Raw genomic sequence first — 15,565 nt, forward strand, 5'->3', positions numbered from 1 at the left:
TCAGGCGTGCCTGTTCAGGCGCGGCGGATGTCCTGGGGCTGGGTTGCCGCGGCAAGGTCCTGGATCCGTTCGGTTTCGGCCCAGCTGGCCAGAAGGCGGAGGCGCTCATCGGACGGGGATCCGGGCACGGCCGGGTAGACGGTGAGGGTAAACCCGGGATCTTCGGCAAGCTCCATGGCTTCGTAGGCGAGTTCGAGTTCTCCGACCACCGGGTGGCGGAAGACCTTGGTCCCGGCGTAATGGCGCCGGACGTTGTGGGCTGCCCACCGCGTCCGGAATTCCTCGCTGCGCATGGACAGTTCCCCCACGAGGTCCGCCAGGCGCTTGTCGAACGGGTTGCGTCCGCTCTGCGTGCGCAGGATGGCGACGTTGGTGTTGGCCGCCAGCTCCCAGTTGGGGTAAAAGTCCCGCGCTTTGGGGTCCAGGAAGATGAACCTGGAGTGGTTGGCGGGCCGCGCGGGGTTCCGGTACATCTCCGAGTACAGGGCGTAGCCCAGCTGGTTGGCCGCCACGATGTCCATGTGGTGGTTGCCGATGAACGCCGGCGAACCAGTGATGGAGTCGAGCATGAACTGCAGGGTGGGCCGGACGCTCCCGCTCTGCAGGGGGCGGCGCCGGCTTCTGCCGGCCGGGCTGGCCGCGCGGGCAAGGTTGTAGAGGTGGTCCCGTTCAGCCTCGTCCAGCTTCAGCGCCCTGGCGATTGAGTCCAGGACGCTCTCTGAGGTGCCGGCGAGGTTCCCGCGTTCAAGCTTGGTGTAGTAGTCCACGCTGACCCCGGCGAGCATGGCCACCTCCTCGCGGCGCAAGCCGGGGACCCGGCGTCGTCCGCCATAGAGCGTGAGCCCTGCCATTTCGGGAGTGAGCTTGGCCCGTCTCGAGGCGAGAAACTCGCGCACTGCCATCCTGTTGTCCACTCATCCACGCTACCGCGCACCGGCATCCGCAGGGAGGTACTGGCAGAACCCGGATAAGCGGAGCCCTCGCTAAGGCTGCGGCGACGCGGTTGCATTGAACTCAGCTGTTGCATTGAACTCAGGGCTCCTGCCCCGCCCATCCCACCCCCACAGGAACGGAGCCAGCGTGACCGCCATTGGCGCCCCTGCACCCGCACGTGAACTGACCGTGGGCCGCCCGCTCGCGGTGGTCCTCGGCCTGCTGACAATCTTCGGTCCCATCTCCATGGACCTCTACCTGCCCGTCCTGCCGGCCCTCACCGGGGAGCTTCACAGCACCACATCGGTGGCCCAGCTGACCATCACGGCCTGCCTGCTGGGACTGGCGATGGGCCAGGTAATCGCCGGCCCGCTCTCGGACCGCTTCGGCCGGCGGATGCCGCTGCTCATCGGAGTCGTGGCCTACACCGTCACCTCGGCACTGTGCGCGATCAGCCCCACCATCGAAACCCTTGTGGCCGCAAGGTTCGTCCAGGGCCTCGCCGGCGCCGTGGGCATCGTGATCGCGCAGGCTGCCGGCCGGGACGTTTACTCCGGCGGCAAGCTGCTCCGCTACTACGGCCGTCTGACAGTGCTCGGCGGACTTGCCGCCATCATCGGCCCGGTGATCGGCGGCCAACTGGCCGCCGTCACGGACTGGCGCGGAGTCTTCCTGTTCCTCGCAGCCGTGGGTGTGGCCATCCTCGTGGCCTGCCTGCTGGTTTTCCGGGAGACCCTGCCCGCCGACCGACGGACCACCGGAGGGCTCTCCCACACGCTTCGTGACTTCCGCACGCTCCTTGCCGACCGGGTGTTCATCGGGGCCGTGCTGATCACCGGCTTCACGTACTCCGCGATCTTCGCCTACCTGAGCGGGGCAACCTACATCCTGCAGGGCATGTACGGCCTCTCCCCGCAGGGCTACTCGTTCGCGTTCGGCCTGAACTCACTGGGCTTCGTGATCTTCGGATTCATCGGCGGCCGCCTGGCCGAACGGTGGTCCGAACGGGGAACGCTCGCCGCAGGCCTGGCCATGACGCTCGCCGGCGCCCTGGGCCTGCTGGCCACGGCACTCCTGCACCTGCCGTTGATCGCCATCATCCTGTCCCTGTTCACCATGGTCAGCGGCGTGGCCGTGACCAGCCCGCCGGCCACGTCGCTTGCGCTCAAGGACTACCCCGGCATCGCCGGAACGGCTTCCTCGCTCCTGGGGCTGGCCCGGTTCGCCTTCGGCGGCTTCGCCGCACCCCTGGTGGGCATCGGCGGAGCCAACGATCCTGTTCCGTTCGGCGTCGTCGCAGCCGTTGCGGCAGGTGCGGCCGCGCTCTGCCTGGGGCTGGTGCGGAGGCGCCGCACGGCCTAGCGATGCCTCGGGCCGGCGCTTTTTAGGCCAGTTGAGTGAGAATGACGGGTCCGGCTTCCGTGACGGCAATCGTGTGCTCGGAGTGCGCAGTCCGGCGGCCATTTGAGCTGCACAAGGTCCACCCGTCAGGAGCTGTAACGAGTTTGCTGGTGCCGTCCATGATCCAGGGTTCTATTGCCAGAAGCAGTCCGGGGCGCAGCACGTATCCGCGTCCAGGCTTACCGATGTTCGGAATATGCGGGTCCTGGTGCATGGTGCTTCCCACCCCGTGTCCGCCAAATTCGGTGTTGACCTGAAAGTGCGCTGATTCGAGCACTGAGCCGATTGCATGGGAGATATCCCCAATACGCGCTCCGGACTGGGCTGCATGGATACCGGCCAAAAGCGCTTTCTCGGTGGTTTCGATCATGTACCCGTCTTCAGGGGCAGAAGAATCCCCTACAACGAAGCTGATTGCGGAATCAGTGACCCACCCGTTAACACTGGCTGCGAAATCAAGGGTAAGCAGATCCCCCTCCATCAGAACGTAGTCATGAGGAAGGCCGTGTAAAACGGCATCGTTGACGGACGTACAGATGACTTTCCCGAAGGGGCCGCGCCCAAACGACGGGGCGTAGTCGACATAACACGAGCGGGCTCCTGCGATCCGGATCATCGAAGCTGCCCAGTCGTTTATTTCCAAGAGATTCGTTCCGGGCTCGATTCTCTCCCTCAAGTCCGACAGTGTCTTCGCCACGAATTGGCCGGAGAGACGTGCCTCGTCCACTTCGCGAGGCGTGAGTAGCTCAATCAATGATTCCTCCAACATAGGACCGTTATTATTATAACGGTACTATGCTTGGAAGATGGTTAGAGTTCCCCTAAGCCCCGAAGACATCCGAGCAGGGCGGCTGCTCGGAGAGATGCTCCGTAGTGCGCGTGGTGAGCGGACCCTGGTCCAGGTGGCCCTTGGCGCGGGGATATCCCCTGAGACACTCCGGAAGATCGAGACGGGTCGAATCGCGACACCGTCCTTCATGATCGTGGCTGCCCTTGCCGAAGAACTGGCTCTCTCCCTGGATGCCATCCAGGGAACGCTACGAAGGTCATCGAATGAGAAGTTCGATGTAGCTTCCTGAGCGCATCTCCCGGTTCTTGCTGAGTTCGTTGATTTTCATGACCCGTTCGATTTGGGTGAAGAGAGGGCCGTTGAGGGGTAGCTAGGGACGAGGATCACGGCGCGGTGCCGGTCTTCTCGAGGGAAAGCCTAGGAGCGCGGGTCAGTAGTCGGCCGGGTTCTTAAAACGCCGTGTGAATTGCCGGGGTGCGGGAGGGGTGGCTGGAAGAATCGGGAGTATGAATTCCGGTTCCCAGGATGGCCTTTTTGATGAAGCTCTCGTGGAGCGGGTGGAGCGTTTTGATGACGGGATCGTTGAGGCCGGTGCTGGTGTGAAGAAGCGGTTCAAATCCTTTGAGCCGGACGCGGTGATGCTGGTCCCGCCGTCGCTGGATGAGTGGTTGCCGGGCAATCATCTGGCCCGGTTCATCGCTGATCTGGTGTCCCTGGAGCTGGATCTGTCCCGGTTCTACGGCTCGTATGGGAAGACGAAGGGCCAGCCGCCGTATGATCCGCGGTTGATGGTCCGGGTCCTGCTTTACGGTTACTGCGTCGGGGTGCGTTCCTCCCGGGAGTTGGAGCGGGCGTGCGTGGACGTGGTCGCGTTCCGTTGGCTGGCCGGGCAGCAGGCACCGGATTTCCGGTCCATCGGCCGGTTCCGCAAACGCCATCTCGCGGCGTTGGGGAACGTGTTCCTGCAGGCGCTGGAACTCTGCCGGGCCGCGGGCATGGTCTCCTTGGGCCGGGTTGCCCTGGACGGGACGAAGGTCCGGGCCAACGCGTCCCGGCGAAAGGCGATGAGCTACGGACGGCTGACCGAAAAACAGAGGATCCTCGCCGCGGAGGTCTCGGACATGCTCGCCGACGCCGAGGCCGTGGACAGGGAGGAGGATGCCCGGTTCGGGGCGGATACGCGCGGCGATGAGCTCCCGCCGGACCTGGCCGACCGGCAATCGCGGCTGGCGAAGATGGCCGCGGCCCGCAAACAGCTCGAAGAGGACGCAGCGGCCAAAGCACGCAAAGAGGCGGAGCAGAAAGCCCGGGACCGCGGCGATGACGACGGGGCGGCTGCGGCCAAGGGCGAGGAAGCCGCGGCCAAAGCGGAGGTCAGACCGAGGGCCCAGCGCAATTTCACGGACCCCGACTCCCGGATCATGAAGACCGCAGACGGCTCGTACCACTATTGCTACAACGCCCAGGCCGTGGTCGACGCGGACCATCAGGTCATCGTCGCCACCGATCTGAACAACACCGCGGTGGACGTGCAGCAACTGGTCCCGATGACCGAACGCACCGCCGAAACCCTGGGCCGGATGCCCGCCCAATGGACCATTGATGCCGGATATTGTTCAGCAGCCAACCTCGAACACGTGAAGGAAATCGAGGCCGCCGGCGGGACCGAGTTCTTCATCGCGACCGGCCGGCTCAAACACGGCGAAAAGGTTCCCGAGACGCCCCGGGGCAGGATCCCGGCCACCGCCACACTCCGGGAACGGATGGCGAGGAAACTCAAAACCAAGAAGGGCCGGTCCGTTTACGCGCGGCGCAAGGCGATCATCGAACCGGTCTTCGGGCAAATCCACACCCGCCAGGGCAAACACGTACTCCTGCGCGGCCTCGAACAGGCCAAACACGAGTGGGAACTGATGGCAGGCTGTCACAACCTGCTGAAATTGTTCACTTTCAAAGCCAAAGCCGGTCTCAACGCGCCGGCCGGAGCCTAACCCACGGGCCAAGGCGGCCACGGCTGCCCGGCCATCAAGATGGCAACGTGTCACCGGTCAGTAGACAGGACCACCCCTGGATGACGGAAACCACTACCGCCCCACGCTCCTAGATTCCTCAAACCGGCAGCAACACGCTCGCTCGATGGCTGGCACCTCCCCGCAACAATCGGTTCCGCACTGCTCCGCGGCACCGCAACTTCACCAACACAGGAAAGAACACCAACAAAAATGTCGAATACTCTCAGCGCTACCTCCCACATCGAGCGCCGGCTCCAGGCACTCGGAATCGAGCTGCCTCAGGTAGCCCCGCCGGTAGCCGTATATGTCCCGGCCATAGGGAGTGATAATCATGTCTTCACGTCCGGCCAGCTGCCGTTTATCAACGGTGAGCTCCAAGGCCGCGGGAAAGTAGGAGCCGGGGTCAGTGCTGACGATGCAAAGGCATATGCCGCAACCTGCGCAATCAACGCCCTGGCTGCTATCAAAGCGCAAATCGGCGATCTGGACCGGATCAGCCAGATCATCAAGGTAGTCGGATTCGTCGCCTCGGATCCCGCGTTCACGGGACAACCCGGCGTCATCAATGGCGCTTCCGAACTGCTGGGCGAGATATTCGGTGAAGCAGGAAAACACGCACGATCCGCCGTCGGAGTCGCGGTTCTTCCACTGGACGCACCTGTGGAAGTCGAAGTAACCGTCGAGCTATTTCCGGACTCTGCCCGGCCTGTAGGCTGGACGTCCGCCCCATTGCCCACCTCGTAGCCAGGTTGCTGAAGTACGCAGTCTGACGGGGAAGGGGCCCACATCATCAGCTGAAGACCCCTTTCCCTCAATGCCGGTGACTGAAAATTTGAGAGGGAATCTTCGTTAATGCCGTCCTGCGCTGCCGCCCCGCCTGAGAAGACAGTTTCCTGTTGGACATTGCCCCCGCCTGTCACAGAACGAACCAATAGCCCTCGGAAGGGCTGCGTCCAGAATTGCGAGGTCTAAGTGAACAAAGTTATTCCCGATGAGATCGTCACCCCGGAAATCATGATTGATATCGATGTGCTCGACCGGAACATCGAACGGATGGCCGCAAGTATGCGCACCAGGGGGCTCAAGCTGCGCCCGCATGCGAAGACCCACAAAACGCTTGAAATTGCGTCCAAACAGCTTGCTGCCGGTGCGGTCGGCCTGACCGTCGCCACGATCGGGGAGGCCGAAGTCTTCGCCGAGGGAGGGGCCAGCGATATCTTCATCGCCTACCCGCTCTGGGTAGATACCCATCATGCTGATCGCCTACATCAGCTGGCAACAGTGGCCACTATCGCAGTCGGAATAGACTCCGTGGAAGGCGCCACCGCAATGGGACGAAGCCTCGGCGCCGACGCCGGGAGCATCAACGTACTCATCGAGGTCGACAGCGGACACCACCGCAGCGGGGTCCTGCCGGGGGACGCCAGCCTCGTCGCCCGGGCAGCCGCCAATTCGGGCTTGACTGTAACCGGCGTATTCACGTTCCCCGGGCACAGCTACAAGCCGGGCATGCCGATGGGTGCCGCACATGATGAGAACCGGGCTCTAACCCAAGCAGCAGCGGAGCTGGCCTCTGCGGGGTTCGACGTCAAGGAAATCAGCGGAGGCTCCACACCAACGGCGCTCCTCGAGGGTGAAACTGTTGCCACAGAGCTCCGTCCTGGTGTTTACGTCTTCGGGGACGCACAACAGCTGGAACTCGAACGGTGCACCTGGAACGAGATTGCTTTGACCGTCGCAACAACTGTCGTCAGTCGCCATGAGGCACACTCCGGCAACCTCAGGCGCATCGTTGTCGACGCCGGCAGCAAAATCCTGGGGAGTGACCGTCCCGGATGGGCGACCGGCTACGGCCGGCTACCCGACTTTCCTGACGCGAGGATAACGGCACTGTCCGAACATCACGCCACCGTCGAATGGCCCGAAAACGCCGACCTGCCCACGCCGGGGCAGCGGCTAAGGGTCATACCCAACCACGTGTGTCTGGCCATGAATCTCGTTGATCAGGTCACAGTGGTTCAGAACGGCTCGGTAGTGGACCGGTGGGCGGTGGCAGCGCGCGGCAGGAACAACTAAACGACGAGTACGGAGACGCGGTCGGACCCAGACTCGGTTCGAGGACATTCCGGCCACAGACACCGTCGCCGTTGATACATCGTTTCTCCAGTACTGGACAACGCAGCCCCTGGCACTGACCCCGGCGCCCGCCGCCAACCCGGACGGAATGGTACCGGTCGTGATCTTGCTCGGCACCGACGGGACATCGGAGGCCATGGACCGTGCCCGGACAGCATTAAACGGTTCAGGCATCACGGCCATCCCGGCCACTTCCCCGTTGGACCTCAAACTGCAGTCCACCGGCCGCCTGCTTCAGGGTCTGGCCGTGCTCGCTTGCCTGGGCACGTTTGTCGCGATCGCCATCGCCGGCCTGTCCCTGGCCGTCGCCACCGCCTCCGCCATCCTGGACCGGAAGAGAGTTCTCGGCCTGATGCGGCTGATGGGAATGCCGGTGTCCGTCCTGCGCCGGATCATCACCCGTGAAGCCGCCGTCCCGCTCCTGACCGTGCTGCTGCTCTCGGTCGGCCTCGGATTCCTTGTCGCCTGGCTGATGGTGACCTTCATTGACGACAGCTATCGGGTAGCCTGGCCGGCACCCGACTACTTCATGGCCCTGGGTCTCAGCCTGCTCCTGGCCCTCGGAGCAGTCACCGCGACATTTAGTCTCATTCGGAGCAATACGGCAATGACGGCTACCCGCTTCGAGTGAAACACGCACTCAAGACGAGCCAGTGAAGCGTCCGGTGGAGGATCGGCGAATTCAGGCGGTCGTTGCAACGGCGGGTTTTTCTGGTTCAGATATTAGCCGTTGCATTGCCTGGGCGGGGGTTATGCCGCCCAAGGTCTTGCGGGGCCGGGCGTTTAGTTCTGCGGCAACTTCGAGCAGCCGCTCGGGTGAGTGCGCGGACAGGTCGGTGCCCTTGGGGAAGTACTGGCGCAAGAGCCCATTGGTGTTCTCGTTGGTTCCGCGCTGCCAGGTTGGTGCGGGTCGCAGAAGTAGATGTCCATCCTGGTCGCCGCGGTGATCTGGCGGTGCTGGGCCAGCTCGGTGCCCTGATCCCAGGTCAGCGACTTACGCAGGTGCCCCGGCAGGGTCTTGATTGCCGCCAGCAGACCGTCACGGACAGCTATGGCGCCGTGGTCATCGGGCAGGTGGACCAGCATCGTAAACCGGGTCTGGCGCTCAACCAAGGTGGCGATGGCCGAGCGGCAGTTCGACCCCAGCACCAAATCCCCTTCCCAGTGCCCCGGCACGGCGCGGTCGGCGACCTCGGCGGGTCGTTCGCTGATCAAGATCATGTCCGGGATCTTCCCGGCCCGTTTGCCGGTGGAGCGTCTTGGGCGCCTCACGGCGCGGCCCGTGCGCAAGTGTTGGTGCAGCTCAGCGCGCAGGTGACCACGGCCCTGCACATACAGCGCCTGATAGATCGTCTCGGGACACACCCGCATCTCCTCCCGGTCCGGGAACGTCATGGCATGGTCATCACTGATCTGTTCAGGGCTCCACTTCAGGCACAACTTGGCCTGCACCAGGGATGCCAGTTCCAGGTCATCGAACTTGCTGGCCTTGGGCCGGCGTCCGCGCAGCTCGGCTCGTTTCTGCGCCGCATACGGGGCGTACTTCCCCCGGCTCCGCGGGCCCGTCTCGGGTCCGTTACGGCGCAGCTCACGGCTGACCGTCGAGGCCGACCGCACACTGGTCCCGGAAAGGTGCAGATCCGCGATCTGCAGCCGGTCCTCCAGACACAGGTATCGGCCCGAGGGTTCGGGTTTCTTCCGCGGGATCCGCCCGCCGGTCGCCTGGCGCCAACGCCGCCCCGTTCGTCGATCCACTCCCACAGCCTCGCACGCCGCGATCAACGTCGAACCCTGGGCCATCAACACCCAGAACCGGGCCTCCTTATCGATCCGTTCCTTCTTCGACAACATGCGCAACACCTCACAATAAAAGGGGTGTTGCAACGACCGATTGAACTCGCCATCGGCTTACGGGCGCTCGTGCGACACCGTCCCGTGGTCAGAGGTGGCCGTGCTGTTCACAGATGCGTGATCACTCAACTCTTCGTCTCGTTGGGATGGCTTGTATGGACCTGCTCAAGAAAGACCACTTGCTCCACGACGTAGAACCAGATGCGGGCATCACCCTTGAGTGTGGGCTTGTGCTGCCACCGCTCATGGGTGGCCCCGCCACGCGTCACAAGACCCAGATCACCGCGTAGAGGGTAATTGAAGGGTGTGATCTGCTCAGGGGTCCGCGTCAGAAAATCCCAGGCGTCGACCAGGGGATTCCTGATCGTGGCCTTCAGGTCTATCCAGCCACGCTGCGCCTGAACAGAGGCAAACCGAAGTTCGTACTCACTCTTCTTCGTCGGCCGCTCGACCTTTTCGCTCTTCCCACTCTTCGGCATGTTCTACGGACGCTCGACGGCTTCCGAGTCGTCGAGCCACTCCACAGGTTCCTTGCCGAGGCCGGCTGCGATGGCCGTGGCAGTCTCACGCCATGAGGTCAGTTCTGCAATGGCCAGATGGGGCTGATTGGTAGCAAAGGACGCCCTCGCTGCCGCCAGGACATCATCGGCACAAGCCTCCTGGTCAGCTGGGCTCAGGGCAAGCATCCACGGGAAGCGGTCGCTCATCCGGGCTGCAAGGGTTCCCTCCGTGCTTGTTGAGACTGCAACGAGCTGAGCTGCCAGTTCCAGCAGTGAAATGCGTGCCGCATCTGCGCTCTCGGACATCAGCACGAGGGACTCGCCGTCACGGCGGGTGACCCGGACAGGGTGGTCTGCCGCTGCTGCAAAAACATCAGCGGAGGAGCGGCTCAGTTCAGAAGACTGGAATGACGTCCGGGTCTTGAAGGGCTGGAATGCCACTGGGGTTTTGGAAGGCTGGGGGGTCTTTCGTGATTTTGTTGCTGCGCTCATGTACCAACACTAACTCAGAACGTGTTCTGAAGTCTACGGTCGCAAAGCGCCGAAGATGACGGTTAGCGGTCCTTCCTCCAGCATCGGGACCTCGAAGTGATCGAAGTCTTCGGCGGCCAGTTCCGCCAGAACCATCCCGGTAGAGGTTCCGCCTACGGGACGGGTTGCGTTCAGCGCAATGCGCTTCGTTCAGCTCTCCCGGTCCTTGTCCGGGTGTCGGAAGGGCCGGAGCGGCCATGCTGGCCGCGACGGGGCGGACTATCTCTCCGGTTCCCTGGAAGTCCTCTTGCCACCCACCAATCAGGCAGCGCACTTGATCGATGTCCAGATTCAATGTGCCCGGGTGGCGATCGACGAACATCCTCGCCAGAGTTGACTTACCGATTCCCGGCGGGCCGTTCAGGAGAATCAGATCAGCCATGAGTGGTTCCCACCGCATCCCACCGAGCCGAACGGTCTTACTGGTATTCGCATAGACGACACGCTAGCCGTACGCATGCGCCCCAGGCCACCAGCCCGTCACGCCCGCCCGAGATAATGTCCGTTCAGCGTTCCCCAAACGGACGGACTTTGGCCAGCTTCCATCGACAAGCTGCGGACCAGTAGTTACCTGCCCTCGACGCGGCCTTAGCATACGATTTTTTCCGTTTTCTGAAGCGACCCCGTGTGGACCTGAGTGCAGGCGGACCGGCAATTGACGGATCTGCTGGATCCGCGCCTGTATGCCCTGTACACCGACAACGGAGCCGAGGGTGCGCATGCCACCCGGCCCGTCCGAGACGGCGCTGAATGAGTTGGAGGAGGACGACATCCTGGTGATCGAACCTGCTGCGGCTGGTGCGGCCGTCGGCCAACATGCGAACCTGCGGGCACCACAGCGCGGTCAATGGTCAATTAGTTTCAAACCGTTTTCTGTTCGTCTTGCTTAGAATCGATTCGCTCTTCGGCGTACTGCTCGCGGGTACTTCCATAGGGCACGTCGGGGCTCAGCGCGACGGTGAAGTCGCTGTACCCGTGCCGGGTTACGAGGATCCCGCGATGCCGGCCGTGAACCGCTCTGTATTGGGCAAACAGGACCGCTACGTTAAGTTGTTGCTCCATCTGGGTCCTTGTTAGCACACGAAACTGCGAGATTATCTCGGTCATTTTCATCCTCTCTCTAAAACCGGTGAACGCGGTTAGTCACTGCACGCCCCGGAACTGTGAATCGAAGATGGTGGTCAGCATGAATCGATACGAGCCGGGGCCCGTGAATGTCTTCACGTTGTTGCATACACTCATTGCTCCCTGCGTTATTTGGTGCCGGAAATTGCCGGTACTTCAGCGTTGGTCGGTGCACTTTCCCGTACCCTCGGATCGTTAGCAACGGGGATGGAAGCATCAACTCAGAGAGCGCAGCAGCGTATATACAGCCCAATGCGCCGCTATACAATCCAGAGCGCCGCGTGGACAAGGGCAAGCATTCAAATCGACAGGATCTACTAGCCGACCATGCGGAAGACTCATACCGGGGTGGAGCTTGCCTACTGGAGGTATCGGAAGGCGCTCCAAGGCGGAGCGACCAGCACGCAGTGTTTGTGGTGGCTCGCCGCGAACGTGGGCCTGCGCCTTTCTGCCGCGGCTCTGAAGAATGCCGGAGCGCCGCATGCAACGCAGGACAGGTTTCGACGGAGTGAAGCTCGCCAGCGGGGGTCCTTCTCGCTGAACTCCACTGCGCTTAGGTCCCGGTTGTCGACCCGGCTCAGGGCACGTTTCATGGCCGGTATTCAGGCCCCCGCGGCCAGCGGTGATTCTGTGGTGGTTCGTTGGAAGATCTTCAAGAGCAGGCCGTCTATCTGCTGCTGCGTGAGCAGTCCTCTTGAGAGGACGAGGTCGGAGACTCCCTGCCCTGTCAACAGGGCTTCTTGCGCAATAAGGGTCGCGTTTTCGTAACCGATCGCGGGACTCAGCGCGGTGATGAGTCCGATTGACTCGGCAACGCGTGTTCGGAGGAGTTCCCTGTTGGCGGTTATTCCTGTCACGCATTTGTCTGCCAGAATTGTGCTGGCTGCGGTGAGGTGATCAAGGCTGTTAAAGAGGGAGCGGGCGATGATTGGTTCGAATGCGTTCAGCTGAAGTTGACCGCCTTCGGCAGCCAAGGTGATGGTGACGTCGTTGCCGATGACTTCGAAGGCCACCTGGTTCACGGCTTCCGGAATGACCGGATTGACTTTGCCTGGCATGATGCTGGAGCCGGCCTGCCTGGCGGGGAGATTGATCTCGTTGAACCCGGCACGTGGGCCCGAAGAGAGAAGTCTGAGGTCGTTGCAGGTTTTGGAGAGTTTCACGGCCACGCGCTTGAGGATGCCGGAGAGCTGGACGAACACTCCGACATCGGAGGTTGCTTCGACCAAATTTGCCGCAGACACGAGCGTTTCCACGCCTGTGATTTGGCGCAGCGTCTCGATGGCTCGAATGCGGTATGCCGGGTGGGCATTGAGTTCTGTGCCGATGGCGGTGCCACCGAGGTTCAGCTCATGCAGCAAAAGCCGTCCTTCGCGGAGCCTGGTCTCGTCTTCTTCGAGGGTGACGGCGAAGGCGGAGAATTCCTGCCCCAGGGTCATCGGTACGGCGTCCTGGAGCTGGGTCCGGCCCATTTTGATCACGTCGTCAAATTCCATGGCTTTGGTTTCAAAGGTGCGCCGAAGGTGGGCGAGACTGTCCAAAAGGTTGCGGAGGTGGTCATCGAGGGCGAGTTTGAGGGCCGTGGGATAGACGTCGTTGGTGCTCTGACCGAGATTGACGTCCTGTAGCGGGTGAAGATGCGTGTATTGTCCGCGTTCGTGCCCGAGGTGCTCGAGCGCCCTGTTGGCTATCACCTCGTTGGCGTTCATATTCGTGGACGTGCCAGCTCCGCCCTGGATCATGTCGACGATGAACTGGTCGTGAAGCTGCCCGGCACGGACGTCTTGGCAGGCTTTGACGATTGCGTCGGCCTTGTCTGCGCTAATCAGTCCCAGATCCCGGTTGGCCAGTGCCGCGGCCTGTTTCACGGCTGCCAGTGCTGATATGAAGATCGGGTGGGATCTCAACAAGGTGCCGCTGATGGGAAAGTTGTCCGCCGCACGCGCGGCGTGGACCCCGTAGTAGGCACTTGCGGGAATTTCGAAGTTTCCCAGGAGGTCGTGTTCGATGCGGCTGGCGGTGATGGGGGATGTCGTTTCAGTCATGGTTTTGCTCGCTGTGCGTCGTTGCGGGAGTGGATGAGTCGGCCTTTGAGGGAGGTCGCCACAACTCGGTTGCGGAACTCCCTCCCATGGAAAGGGTTGTTGGCTGACTTGGAGTACCTGTCGGCACTTGTGACGGTCCAACCGGTGGAGGTGTCGATGAGGGTAAATGTTGCAGGTTCGCCTGCGGAGAGCGGGCGTCCTGCGAAGTCACTGATGCCGCCGATCCGTGCCGGTGCGGCCGACATCAGCTCAGCCACGCGCTTCCAGTCCAAGGCCTGCGCTTCTGCCATGACCGCGGCCACGACAGTCAGCGCGGTTTCCAGACCGGTCATACCGAAAGGCGCGTCGCACCAGGAGCGTGCCTTGCTCTGGTCCGTGTGCGGGGCATGGTCGGTGGCGACGGCGTCGATGGTGCCATCCAGAAGTGCTGCCCTGAGGGCGTGGACGTCGTCGGCTGACCGCAGAGGCGGGTTGACCTTGTACCGGGTGTCAGTCAGCGCGGACAGTTCGTCCGTGAGCAGGAGGTGGTGAGGCGTTACCTCGGCGGTAACAGGCCATCCCTGCGATTTGGCCCAGCGGATGATCTCCACTGACCGTCGGGTCGAGATGTGGCACACGTGCAGTCTCGCACCGGTTTCGGCAGCCAGAATGGCGTCCCTGGCGATGATGGTTTCCTCTGCAACACCCGGCCATGGCGGAAGGCCGGTGGCTTCCGCTGCGGGCCCGGCATTGATCTGGCCGTGCCCGGCGAGATCCCCGCTCTGGGCATGCTGGGCCACGACACGGCCCAGCCGAGCGGCCTCCAGAAGTGCCTGACGGGTGAGCGCCGCATCGTTGACGCACTTGCCGTCGTCGGAAAACATCCGCGCCCCTGCGGCTGCCATCTCGGCATATGGCGCCGCTTCCTTGCCCTGCAGGCCTTTGGTGATGGCTCCGACCGGATGGACGCGGCAATGGCCATGGCGTTCGGCTAGCGCCAGGATGTGCGTCACCCTGTCTGCGGTGTCCGTGACCGGATCCGTGTTGGCCATGGCAAACACATCGGTATAGCCCCCGGCTGCCGCGGACAGCGTGCCGGTTTCGATGGTTTCTGATTCCTCACCGCCTGGTTCGCGCAGATGGGTGTGCAGGTCAACGAGTCCCGGCAGCATGATCAGGTCCGTGGTGTCGATCACCCGCGCATCTGCGGGGGACGGATGTCCTGCGGGCATGAAGGATGCGAACCGGCCGTCTCTGATGAGGGCGTCGGTCGGTGGACCGCCGTAGGGAAGTACACCGGTCAGCACCACCTGTTCCAGTGTTTCCCCGGTTGTCCACTGCAACGCAGTTGCGGTCATGGCGTGCAAACCGCGGCGGACACAGGTTCCCATGAGAACACGGGGCCGTCGTTGCAGATCAGGGGGCTTTCGTCGCCTTCGCTCCGGGCACCGGAGGCGCATCCGTGGCAGTATCCGAGGCCGCAGGCCATGTGTGCTTCGACCGAGACTTGTACCCGGGATCCCCAGCGGACGGCCAGGTCCTCGCTGACTCTGGTGAGCCGGTCGGAGCCGCAGGTCATGATGAGTTCGGGCGGGTTGCTGTCCCAGTCGGTGGTGAGAGTGGCGAACAGGGCTTCGGGTGTGCTGTCGCCAGTCTGGTCGGTGACTTCGTAGACTTTGGCTCCGTGGCTGCGGTAGTGGTCCGCGCCGATGAGTGCGGATGGTTCGCGTGCACTTGTCACGGCGATGGTTTCAATCCCGTTGTCGGCGTTGGCTTGGGCGACGGTTGTGAGAGAGCAGGTGCCGATGCCCCGGCCGATGAGCAGCACTCTGCGGGTGCCCTCTTCGATTTCGAAGCTTCGGCCGAGCGGGCCGACGACAAACATTTCCTCGGCGATTTCGAAGGACTGCAGGCGTTTGGTTCCCGAGCCGACCACCCCGTACAGCACTTGGATGGTTCCGGCGGTGACGTCTGTAGAGTAGATTGCCATCGGACGTGGCAGAGCCGGAGTCTTTTCACCGCGCCGCGCTGCGGTGAGCATGACAAACTGGCCGGGCTGGGCCGTGTGGGCGATGACCGGAGCATCGAGGGTCAGTGCCATGTACCTGTCCCCGATGGGACGGTGGTCCAGAATGCGGTACTGGCCTGCTGTGGCTTTGGGGCGGGCGTTGCGCGGAAGTTTACTCAGTTCCCAATGGTCCTGGCTGTCGCTGTCACGCACGGTCGCTGTCGGTGCGTCGGAAGGGGTGGACATTGCAGTTC

General features: G+C 62.8%; 14 protein-coding genes and 1 pseudogene. 6 read left to right on the forward strand and 9 right to left on the reverse strand.

Annotated features, from left to right (window positions below; all coding sequences use genetic code 11):
* Positions 1–14 precede the first annotated feature (14 nt).
* Positions 15–914, reverse strand: a complete 900-nt coding sequence (locus FCN77_RS20325; RefSeq protein ID WP_175417339.1) for a helix-turn-helix transcriptional regulator — start codon at positions 912–914, stop codon at positions 15–17.
* Positions 915–1,089: 175 nt separating this feature from the next.
* On the opposite strand from FCN77_RS20325, the gene FCN77_RS20330 reads away from it, so the two are divergent.
* A complete protein-coding gene (locus FCN77_RS20330) occupies positions 1,090–2,295 on the forward strand; it encodes a multidrug effflux MFS transporter (protein ID WP_254679046.1) in 1,206 nt (401 codons plus the stop codon).
* A 22-nt stretch (positions 2,296–2,317) separates the two neighbouring features.
* Here the strand turns inward: FCN77_RS20330 and map are convergent, their stop codons facing one another.
* Positions 2,318–3,088, reverse strand: a complete 771-nt coding sequence (gene map / locus FCN77_RS20335; RefSeq protein WP_137324886.1) for a type I methionyl aminopeptidase — start codon at positions 3,086–3,088, stop codon at positions 2,318–2,320.
* A gap of 52 nt (positions 3,089–3,140) precedes the next feature.
* On the opposite strand from map, the gene FCN77_RS20340 reads away from it, so the two are divergent.
* From FCN77_RS20340 to FCN77_RS20360, 5 genes are all read left to right on the forward strand, one after another.
* Positions 3,141–3,413, forward strand: a complete 273-nt coding sequence (locus FCN77_RS20340) for a helix-turn-helix domain-containing protein (RefSeq protein ID WP_137323718.1) — start codon at positions 3,141–3,143, stop codon at positions 3,411–3,413.
* Between the two features lie 217 nt (positions 3,414–3,630).
* Entirely contained in the window at positions 3,631–5,115 is a 1,485-nt protein-coding gene (locus tag FCN77_RS20345) for an IS1182 family transposase (RefSeq protein ID WP_137323719.1), read from the forward strand.
* Positions 5,116–5,346: 231 nt separating this feature from the next.
* Positions 5,347–5,880 (forward strand): RidA family protein, encoded by a 534-nt coding sequence (locus FCN77_RS20350; protein WP_137323720.1) that lies wholly within the window; start codon positions 5,347–5,349, stop codon positions 5,878–5,880.
* 270 nt (positions 5,881–6,150) lie between these two features.
* Entirely contained in the window at positions 6,151–7,212 is a 1,062-nt protein-coding gene (locus tag FCN77_RS20355; RefSeq protein WP_137324887.1) for a D-TA family PLP-dependent enzyme, read from the forward strand.
* A gap of 160 nt (positions 7,213–7,372) precedes the next feature.
* The gene (locus FCN77_RS20360; protein WP_254678655.1) at positions 7,373–7,903 is read left to right on the forward strand and encodes an FtsX-like permease family protein; all 531 of its coding nucleotides are present in this window, start codon (positions 7,373–7,375) and stop codon (positions 7,901–7,903) included.
* Between the two features lie 51 nt (positions 7,904–7,954).
* Here FCN77_RS20360 and FCN77_RS20365 read toward each other — a convergent pair.
* From FCN77_RS20365 to FCN77_RS20395, 7 genes and pseudogenes are all read right to left on the reverse strand, one after another.
* A pseudogene (locus FCN77_RS20365) lies at positions 7,955–9,027 on the reverse strand (IS30 family transposase).
* Positions 9,028–9,248: 221 nt separating this feature from the next.
* The gene (locus tag FCN77_RS20370) at positions 9,249–9,602 is read right to left on the reverse strand and encodes a hypothetical protein (protein ID WP_137323721.1); all 354 of its coding nucleotides are present in this window, start codon (positions 9,600–9,602) and stop codon (positions 9,249–9,251) included.
* Positions 9,603–9,605: 3 nt separating this feature from the next.
* Positions 9,606–10,115 carry a prevent-host-death protein gene (locus FCN77_RS20375; RefSeq protein WP_254678656.1) on the reverse strand — a complete coding sequence of 170 codons (510 nt, stop codon included), beginning with the start codon at positions 10,113–10,115 and terminating at the stop codon, positions 9,606–9,608.
* A 900-nt stretch (positions 10,116–11,015) separates the two neighbouring features.
* A complete protein-coding gene (locus FCN77_RS20380; protein ID WP_175417340.1) occupies positions 11,016–11,261 on the reverse strand; it encodes a hypothetical protein in 246 nt (81 codons plus the stop codon).
* Positions 11,262–11,881: 620 nt separating this feature from the next.
* Positions 11,882–13,324, reverse strand: a complete 1,443-nt coding sequence (locus FCN77_RS20385) for an aspartate ammonia-lyase (protein WP_137323722.1) — start codon at positions 13,322–13,324, stop codon at positions 11,882–11,884.
* Positions 13,321–14,661 (reverse strand): dihydroorotase, encoded by a 1,341-nt coding sequence (locus tag FCN77_RS20390; RefSeq protein ID WP_137323723.1) that lies wholly within the window; start codon positions 14,659–14,661, stop codon positions 13,321–13,323. Before FCN77_RS20390 ends, FCN77_RS20385 begins: the two co-directional genes overlap by 4 nt.
* Positions 14,658–15,557, reverse strand: a complete 900-nt coding sequence (locus FCN77_RS20395; protein ID WP_137323724.1) for a dihydroorotate oxidase electron transfer subunit — start codon at positions 15,555–15,557, stop codon at positions 14,658–14,660. The genes FCN77_RS20390 and FCN77_RS20395 overlap by 4 nt, the downstream gene beginning before the upstream one ends.
* Positions 15,558–15,565 lie beyond the last annotated feature (8 nt).

Source organism: Arthrobacter sp. 24S4-2 (assembly GCF_005280255.1).
Classification (GTDB): Bacteria; Actinomycetota; Actinomycetes; order Actinomycetales; family Micrococcaceae; genus Arthrobacter.